This window comes from Nonomuraea sp. NPDC049400 (assembly GCF_044466425.1).
In the GTDB taxonomy this organism is placed as follows: Bacteria; Actinomycetota; Actinomycetes; order Streptosporangiales; family Streptosporangiaceae; genus Nonomuraea.
Window position 1 is genome coordinate 23,366 of the sequence record NZ_JBITMP010000085.1, and the last position, 8,318, is coordinate 31,683.

General features: G+C 68.0%; 8 protein-coding genes. 4 read left to right on the plus strand and 4 right to left on the minus strand.

Translation table 11 applies throughout. The features are described 5' to 3' along the window. Positions 1-62: 62 nt before the first annotated feature. Positions 63-1,469 (minus strand): hypothetical protein, encoded by a 1,407-nt coding sequence (locus tag ACIBVN_RS56935; protein ID WP_397150660.1) that lies wholly within the window; start codon positions 1,467-1,469, stop codon positions 63-65. Positions 1,470-1,503: 34 nt separating this feature from the next. Next, a complete protein-coding gene (locus ACIBVN_RS56940) occupies positions 1,504-1,746 on the minus strand; it encodes a hypothetical protein (RefSeq protein WP_397150662.1) in 243 nt (80 codons plus the stop codon). 32 nt (positions 1,747-1,778) lie between these two features. On the opposite strand from ACIBVN_RS56940, the gene ACIBVN_RS56945 reads away from it, so the two are divergent. After that, entirely contained in the window at positions 1,779-2,081 is a 303-nt protein-coding gene (locus ACIBVN_RS56945; RefSeq protein ID WP_397150664.1) for a hypothetical protein, read from the plus strand. 379 nt (positions 2,082-2,460) lie between these two features. Here the strand turns inward: ACIBVN_RS56945 and ACIBVN_RS56950 are convergent, their stop codons facing one another. Next, a complete protein-coding gene (locus ACIBVN_RS56950; RefSeq protein ID WP_397150674.1) occupies positions 2,461-3,858 on the minus strand; it encodes an MFS transporter in 1,398 nt (465 codons plus the stop codon). 68 nt (positions 3,859-3,926) lie between these two features. On the opposite strand from ACIBVN_RS56950, the gene ACIBVN_RS56955 reads away from it, so the two are divergent. From ACIBVN_RS56955 to ACIBVN_RS56965, 3 genes are all read left to right on the plus strand, one after another. After that, complete coding sequence (locus ACIBVN_RS56955) at positions 3,927-4,661, plus strand: AraC family transcriptional regulator (protein WP_397150666.1); 735 nt, start codon at positions 3,927-3,929, stop codon at positions 4,659-4,661. A 217-nt stretch (positions 4,662-4,878) separates the two neighbouring features. Beyond that, positions 4,879-6,591: a VanW family protein gene (locus ACIBVN_RS56960; protein WP_397150668.1), complete on the plus strand. Its 1,713-nt coding sequence runs from the start codon at positions 4,879-4,881 to the stop codon at positions 6,589-6,591. 347 nt (positions 6,592-6,938) lie between these two features. Next, positions 6,939-7,490 carry an excalibur calcium-binding domain-containing protein gene (locus ACIBVN_RS56965; protein WP_397150676.1) on the plus strand — a complete coding sequence of 184 codons (552 nt, stop codon included), beginning with the start codon at positions 6,939-6,941 and terminating at the stop codon, positions 7,488-7,490. Between the two features lie 141 nt (positions 7,491-7,631). Here ACIBVN_RS56965 and ACIBVN_RS56970 read toward each other — a convergent pair whose 3' ends face one another. Next, positions 7,632-8,201 (minus strand): glycoside hydrolase family 25 protein, encoded by a 570-nt coding sequence (locus ACIBVN_RS56970; protein WP_397150670.1) that lies wholly within the window; start codon positions 8,199-8,201, stop codon positions 7,632-7,634. Between the last annotated feature and the right edge of the window lie 117 nt (positions 8,202-8,318).

Below are 8,318 nucleotides of genomic sequence, written 5' to 3' on the forward strand. Positions count from 1 at the left end.
GGCGGCTGCGCCGCTCAGGTGCTCCATCACCGCGGCGTAGTCTTCCGGCTCAAGTTCGAGTCTCATCCGGCGGCATACAGCTTGGCGATGCGTGCACCAAGGTCGGCGCCGTAGTTCTCGTGGTAGACCTGGGCGGAGCAGTAGACCGCGCCGCCCTGGCGGGCCAGAGTGGGCGTCCAGACGGCGGCGTTCTCCACGCCGGGGTCGCTCATCTCCAGGCCGGTGAGCGTGATGTCGTCCACGCTGACGTCGATGAAGTAGTCGCTCACGCCCTTGCGCTCGTACAGGCGCCATTGCAGCGTCGCGCTCGTCGTCCCGCTCAGCTTGGCCGTGAGGTCGATCGTCGCCTTCACCCAGGTGTCCGCTGCGTCGGCGGCGACGTCCCGCTCCCAGACCACCTTGCCGTTGAGCAGGAGCTGCTTGATGTGGTATCCAGCCGGATGCGCCGGCCCGCGGGCGTCGCGGTGCCAGAAGCTCACCACCTGCTTGGCCGCCCCTGAGGTCAGGACGGTCTTCCGCGTCGCGCCACACGACATGCCGGCCTTGGTGGCTGTCTGCTTCTGGACGACGAAGCTCAGCCGCCCGTCGCCCGTGCGGGCCAGGTTGTCGGCCGCGGGGCGCGTCCATGCCTGGTCGCGGGAGATGAACGGGAGCTTGTACTGCAGGACCCCGGCGAGTTCACCGCTACGGACGTGCTCGACCCCCTTCTTGGTGACCGCCTCGACGTAGGACACCGTCGGCTTCTGGGCGGCGTGGCTCAGCGGGTAGGCGTATGGCATCAGGTAGACCTCGGTGCCGGGCAGACGCTTGGCGAGCTGCCGCACCTGGTACGACAGGCTCCACGACCAGGAGGTGTCCCGGTACGGCTCGTCACGGAAGGGGAAGATCACGCCGTCCATCAGCGGGATTTGCTCGGCGATGAATGCGTCAGTGAACTGGACGTAGTAGACGGTCGGGACGAACTTGAGCGCGGGGCTGATCGCCGTGGCCACCGACCGCATCTGCCCGACGTAGGCGGGGGTGAACGTCTCGAGGTCGTAGGCGTAGTCGTCCACCGTCCAGCCGACAAGGTTCGGGTGGCTCTTGGCGAGGGTGGCGATCTCGCGAGACCATGCAACGTAGTCGTGCTTGAACGGCCGGGACACGCAGCAGGTTTCCTGGCTCGGCGAGTACACCAGCACCCAGACGTCGATCCCGGCGGCGGCCGCCGCGGGCAGGAACTCGTCCCGCAGGTCGGTCCAGTGCACATTGTCACCGGCCATCGGATAGACGTAGGTGTTCGCGTTGAGTGCTTTCAGCCCTGCGATGATCGCCTTGGTGTCCACGTGCCTGATCCCGTCGGCGCGCGGCTGCTCTTCACGCATGAGGTTGCCCGCCGTGCCCAGCGCGCCCGGAACCCTGGCGTGAGACACGCCGGGGATCATCGACAGCAGCACGGCGAAGACGGTCACGAGCGCGAGACGGATCACCAGAGTTCCTTCGGGCGTGATCAAGTACGGGCCGTCAGCGTAGCCAGCATCGGTATGTCCCCGGTATGTCGCCGGTGAGGCCGATCAGGTCGGGGTAGCCGTCGTTGTACAGGTCCTTGAGCCCGTCGGGCAGAAGCACCCGGTCGGGCTGCAGCGTCCACGATCTCCGGGTCGTGCCTGGACTATCACCACGGCCCGCGGTAGCGGACGTCGGCACCTCCGCCTTCGAGGTCGGGTCGAGGTTGTTGCTCGGCTCGTTCGAGAAGGAGCCGGCCATCTTGCGGGTACCTGTTGGTCACGCTGCGAGAGGTGTTCGCCGTGGCCCCCGGCCTCACTGCCGCACCGGCGGTCGTGTTGCGCACGGATCGCATTGATGCGTACGGCCGAGTCCGGGTCGCCTGCATGCTCGCCGGACGCTTCGAGCGGAGCTCCTTCGACGGCGTGCGATGGGACGCCGTCGACGCGGCCACCGTGGTCAACGACACCGTCGGCAACCTGATGATCAATCAGAAGGGTTCCGCCAGGGAGCCGTGCCCGCTTGATCTCCGGTTCGAGCCGGAGTTGCAGGCACTGGTGAACGCGGTCGACATCACAGAACTGACCACCCATTAACTCGAACCGGAGCGAACGTTCGCGTGTTGGAGCACGTGCCGAGCACGGCGACCGTCATCTATACGTAGTGCCGGCGTGGTCTGGGACACAGGATTCATTGTGTGGCGCGACCAAATCGCGGTGTCAGCGTGCTCGTACGCCCCGTCACGTGGCGTCAGGGGTCGGCACCGCCTGACACGCAATGTACGCGGAGGCGGTACGAACTACTGTCAAATGACACTCTGCGACACTAAAAGATCTTGCTTCTAATCCGACGGTCGCAGGTTCGAATCCTGCAGGGCGCGCTTTGATCATGTTCTGACCTGCGGCTTTGTGGGATCGGATGCGTTCTAGATTTTTCTTCTAGCGGTTGGGTGCTCCCTGCGCGCGAACACGCTGTTCACCGCCAGTGCTCGGCGGCCCCGTCCTGGTTCAGGAACCGGGGATCCGACTCCGCACTGGGATCGGCGACCTCCTGTGTGGCGGGATGAGATGGGAGGCCGGTGCGTGACGGCAGCAGCGCGACGATGGCCACGGCGCCGAGCGCCACGCAGACCGCGCCCGCCGTGAGCCCGCCCGCATACCCCATGACGGACAGCGCGGCCACCCCGACGGCACCACCGACCTGCTGGACGGTGGTGAACAGTGCCGAGCCGAGACCAGCGTCCTTCTCGGTGGTGCCCTCGACCGCGGTCGTGGCCATGACGGGCAGGCTCAGGCCATTGCCCACGCTCAGGACGAGCATGCCGGGCAGGACGTGGACGGCGTAAGAGTCTCCCGCCGCCACGCCGGACAGCAGGAGCAGGCCGGCGATGTTGACCAGGAACGCCAGGAGGAGCGCCCAGCGTGTCCCGATCCTGAGCCAGAGGCGGGAGGACAGCCACATGCCCGCCAGGATGCCGGCGCCGTAGGGCAGGTAGGCGAGGCCGGCCAGGAGCGGGCCGTACCCCAGAGCGGTCTGGATCTGGATCATCAGCAGGAACGCCATCGCGTACATCGCCATCGAGAACAGCAGGGTCGCGCCGTTGGCGACCGCACGGGTCCGCGAGGCCAGGAGCGAGCCCGGCACCAGAGGCGCCGCCGCCCGTGACTCGGCCGCCAGGAACGCCACGGCCAAGGCGGCGGAGAGGACGACGGCACCGATGGCGATCGGGTCGCCCCAGCTTTCCTCGCCGGCCCGCAGGAGCCCGTACACCAAGGACACCGCGGCAGCGGTGATCAGGATCGCGCCGGGAACATCCAGGCGGCGCCCGCCGGGGGCGCGGGACTCGGGGATCAGGCGCGGGAGCAAGGCCAGGGTCACGGCGACGACGGGCAGGTTGATCAGGAAGATCCATCGCCAGGACGCCAGATCGGTCAGCGCCCCGGACAGTACCAGGCCCGAGGTCCCGCCCAGGGCCGCGATGCCGCCCCAGACGCCCAGCGCCCTGGCCCGCTCCCGAGGCCCCGGATACAGCAACGTGATCATGGACATGGCCGCCGGGCTGGCCATCGCGGAGCCGGAGCCCTGGACGAACCGGCCGATCACGAGCTGCCACGGCTCCTGGGCGAGCCCGCAGGCCAGGCTGGCCACCCCGAACAGCGCCACCCCGATGAGGAAGACGCGGCGGCGACCGAGCAGATCCGCCATGCGGCCGCACAGGAGCAGCAGCCCGCCGAAGGCCAGGAAGTAGGCGTTGACGACCCACGGCAGCCCGGAGGCGCTGAAGCCCAGCTCGTCGCGGATGCTGGGCAGGGCCACGCTCACGACGGTGTCATCGAGCACGAGCATGAACTGGACAAGGCACAACACGATCATGGGCACCCGACGACGCTATGGTTCGCCCGCCTTTGGCCACAATCCGCGATGGGGCCAGACTATGTCGCATGGAGGACATGGGTGCGATCATCGTCGGCCACTTCCCGCTGGCCTCGGGGGAGTGGATCCCGCCGCACAGCCACACCCATCACCAGCTCGCCTGGACCCGGCGCGGCGTGCTGAGCGTCAACGTGGGCGAGGTCTACTGGGTGCTGCCGCCCACCAGGGCGCTGTGGCTGCCCGCGGGCGTCACCCACGCGACCGGCGCGACCCGCGACGCGGTGCTGTGCAGCCTGTACCTGGCGCCGGAGCGCTGCCCGCTGGACTGGCCGGAGCCCACCGCCGTGGGCGTCGACGGCCTGCTGGCCGAGCTGATCGGGTACCTGGCCCGTCCTGATCTCGCCGCCGACGCGCGCCTGCGTGCCGAGGCCGTGCTGCCCGATCTGTTGCGCCCGCTGCCCACCCGGCCCATCGACGTGCCCGAGCCCACCGACGAGCGCGTCCGGGTGGTGGCGGCCGCCCTGCTGGCGGACCCGGCCGATCCGCGCAGCCTGGAGGCCCACGCCCGCGCGGCGGGTGTGAGCAGGCGGACGCTGACCCGGCTGTTCGTGCGCGACACGGGCATGAGCTTCGATCATTGGCGCACGCAGGTACGCCTGCGCGCCGCCCTGCCGCTGCTGGCCGAGGGACAGCCGGTCTCGCGGGTGGCGCACAGCGTGGGGTACGCCACGGCGAGCGCCTTCCTGGCGGCCTTCCGTCGTACGGTCGGCACCTCGCCCGGCCGCTACCTGCTCAGCCGTTGACGCGGCAGGCCTCCTCGCCTGCTGAACGGTGCATGCCCGGCTATTCTTTCTACTATGAGTAATAGTACCTTTGGTGACTGGTCTGCACGCAGGCACGGGCTGCAGTCCGACGGCCGGTGTCGCTGGACGAGCCCAAGTGGCGATTTGTCATCCCGTCGCGGCCGAACAGGCCCAACCACTACATTCTGACTTCGGCACCTTTCCCCCCAGGGGTCTCATGAGCGTTCGCCAATCTCATCGTCGTGCTCCGTCCGGTGACACCAGGAGGCCGGCCCGCTCGCGGCGCGTGCTCATCCCGGCCGCCGTCGTGGTCATCGTCGCGGTCCTCGCGTACGCCGTGCCCGCCCTGCTCCTGTCGGGCAAGGTTTCGCCGGGCACCCGCGTGGACGGCGTGGACATCGGCGGCCTGCCACCCGAGACCGCCCGCACGCGACTCGACGCCGGCCTGCGTGAGCGGCTGGAACAGAAGCTGACGCTCAACGCGGCCGGAGAGCGCAAACAGCTCACTCCGGCGAAACTCGGGCTCGGCTTCGACACGAGGGCCACCGTGGAGGCCGCGATGGCCGGCGCCACCACTCCCGCTGGAGTGCTGCGCTCCCTCTTCGGCACCCGCCAGATCCGGCCCGTGATCAGCGTGGACGTGCAGCGGCTCACCGCCGAGCTGACGAGCCTGGCCAAGAGCGTGGACACCGAGCCGGTGGAGGGCGCCATCCGCTATCGGAGCCTGGAACCGCGGCCCGTCATGCCGAAGCCGGGCCGCGCGCTGGACGTCGGCGCGGCGTCGAACGCCGTACGGGCCGCCTTCGCGGCCGGCCGCACCTCCGCCGAGCTGAACGTGCGGGAGAAGCCCGCCGCGCTCACCGCCGACGTCGTCCGCCGCACCGCCACGACCACGGCCCGTACGGCGGTCGCTTCCCCTCTCAAGGTCGCCACCGGCGGCAAGGAAGCCACCGTGTCCAGGGAGCAACTGGCGGCCGGCCTGCGCTTCGTCAGTGACGGCAAGGGCGGCCTGCGCCCGTCCTTCGACGCCGCCGAGGTCGCTCCGGGGCTCGCCAAGGCGCTCCTGATCACTCCGGCGAAGGACGCCTCCTTCAAGATCGTCAAGGGGAAGCCGCAGGTCATCCCGTCCCGGCCCGGGCGTGGTATCGACGTCAAGGCGCTGGGCCCGGCGATCGCGCAGGCCGTGGCGGACGGCGCCCGCCGCGTCGAGTCGCCCGCGGCGGAGCGGCAGCCGCGCGTCACCACGGCGCAGGCGAAGAAGCTGGGCGTCAGGGAGAAGGCCAGCTCGTTCACCACCCGGCACCCCTGTTGCGCCCCTCGCGTGACGAATATCCACCGCATCGCCGACATCGTCGACGGCTACGTCGTCAAGCCCGGCGAGACGTTCTCGCTGAACGGCGTGGTCGGCAAGCGGGACAAGGCGCGCGGTTTCGTCGAGGCGCCGATGATCCTCAACAACCGGTTCGTCAACGACGTCGGCGGCGGGGTCTCGCAGTTCGCCACCACCATGTTCAACGCCGTCTTCTTCGGCGGCTTCGAGGACGTGCAGCATCGCGCCCACCAGTACTACATCTCCCGCTACCCGGCCGGCCGCGAATCGACGGTCTCCTACCCGCAGCCGGACTTCCGCTGGCGCAACGACTCCCGGTACGGCGTGCTCATCAAGACGTCCTACACCAGCACCTCCATCACCGTGGACTTCTGGAGCACCAAGCGGTACGACATCGAGTCGCAGAGCTCCGAGCGCTACAACATCAAGCCCATCACCGAACTGACCGAATCCGGTCCCGAATGCATCCCCATGGAAGGTGTCGAGGGGTTCGCCATCGACGTGTGGCGGATCTTCAAAAAGGACGGGAAGGTCGTCCGCAAGCAGCGCTTCCACACCGTGTACGACCCGGAGCCCCGCCTCACCTGCAAAGGATCTTGATGGCCCCGCGCCAGTGTTCTGGATGTGCAGCCACCGATGGCTCGGGGTGACGGCGACTACGTGTGATCCAACTGATACGACGCTCACGCGGACAGATTTGAACCTCGCGCCGTACCGTTACGGGACAGATGTTGGCATCGGGGGCGAGGAGCGTCCCTGTGAGCTACCCACCTTCCGGCCCTTACTGGCAGCCGCCTCGGCACCGCAGCATGTCCCCCCTGCTGATCGTACTGATCGTGGTGGGAGCGCTACTCGGCGGCTGCTCGATCATGGTTGTGATGGCTTCTGTTCTGGTGAGTGGGACTCCGTCGCAGAGGCTGGAACCTGGAGCCTCGTCCACGCTTTCGATGCCTACGGTCACCGATACTCCGCCACGCACGACCGACCCAGCACCGACGTCTGTGACGGCGTCCCCGCCTGCGACCTCATCCCCGCCCACCGTGGTCTTGCCGGATCTGCAAGGAATGGACGGGGCGACAGCCCGCGACCACCTGGAGACGTTAGGCATCTACGCAGTCGGGTTCGAGGCGGTCAATGGGAAGTCCGTCCTGATTAAGAGCATGTGGCAGGTAGTGGACCAGGTCCCGGCGCCGGGAGCCGCCATCAACCCGCGCGACGGAGTCACGCTGAGGGTGGACCGGTTCAAGGAGACCACGCAGCCGGAGCAGCCCCGGCCGACGGAGCAACCGTCCGAGGACGAACAGGACAAGCAGGAGACCAGATCGGAGGAGCCGGCCCCACAGCGCTCGGAGCAGCCGGGATCTGGTACCGACCCTACATACCGCACATGTGCGGAGGCCAACGCCCACGGTCATGGCCCATACGTACGTGGTGTCGACGAAGAATATGGCTGGTATCAGGATCGGGACGGTGACGGAGTGGTCTGCGAACGCCGTTAGCCCCTCCTCCGCATCTCCTCAGGAGGCCGGGCGCAGGCGCCACGCTGGTCTGGACCTGTTGCTTCAGCGTGTCGGAAAGACCAGTGGGGCCTGAGGATCGAGTCCTCAGGCCCCAACGGTGGTCGGTGCTCGTCTACGTCCTTACGCGGCGGGACGGCCGAGGCTCCGCAGTTGCTCAGGATTGAGCTCGGAGACGTTCTGGTCGACGGGGGAGTCGGTGTACTGGTGGATGGTCCAGGACTTCCAGTCGGCAGGTGGAGTGAGCTGACCCTGGGGCTTGCTGTAGTGAGCGACCCAGGGAGGGTAGTTCGCCAGGCCCTTGCCGTAAGTGTTGGCGAAGTTCCAGCCGCTGTACAGCATCGGGGTGACCCCGGTCTTGGCCTTCACATGGGACAGCCACGCTTTGGCCCAGGCGTTGACCTCGGCGACGGACTTGCCGTCGGTGGTCTCCAGGTCCAGGACCAGCAGGTCGCCGGCCTTGGCGGGCTGGGAGTTCACCATGGACAGGAAGTAATCGGCCTCGGCGATGGGGTCGTTGCCGGGGTGGCCGTAGTGGTAGGCCCCGCGAACGATCCCCTTCCTGTCCAGCTCGCCCCAGTGCCGGGCGAACGAGACGTCGCGGAACCTCGTGCCCTCGGTGGCCTTGATGATGCCGAACTTGGCCGGGCTGGCGCTCCAGTTGTAGTCGGACTCGTATCGCGAGACGTCCACGCTGGTTGTGTCGGAGACAAGTGGATCTGGCGCAAAGTCCGTGAAGCGGTGACGATATGTGATCGCGTCGCTGGGGGCAGGCGATGGTCAGGTTGATCGCGATTTCGTAACTCGATA

Bases quoted from the DNA above. Each gene is read 5' to 3' on its own strand.
- ACIBVN_RS56940 (WP_397150662.1), bottom strand. From the start codon at position 1,746: ATGGCCGGCTCCTTCTCGAACGAGCCGAGCAACAACCTCGACCCGACC.
- ACIBVN_RS56950 (WP_397150674.1), bottom strand. From the start codon at position 3,858: ATGATCGTGTTGTGCCTTGTCCAGTTCATGCTCGTGCTCGATGACACC.
- ACIBVN_RS56955 (WP_397150666.1), top strand. From the start codon at position 3,927: ATGGAGGACATGGGTGCGATCATCGTCGGCCACTTCCCGCTGGCCTCG.
- ACIBVN_RS56960 (WP_397150668.1), top strand. From the start codon at position 4,879: ATGAGCGTTCGCCAATCTCATCGTCGTGCTCCGTCCGGTGACACCAGG.
- ACIBVN_RS56965 (WP_397150676.1), top strand. From the start codon at position 6,939: ATGCCTACGGTCACCGATACTCCGCCACGCACGACCGACCCAGCACCG.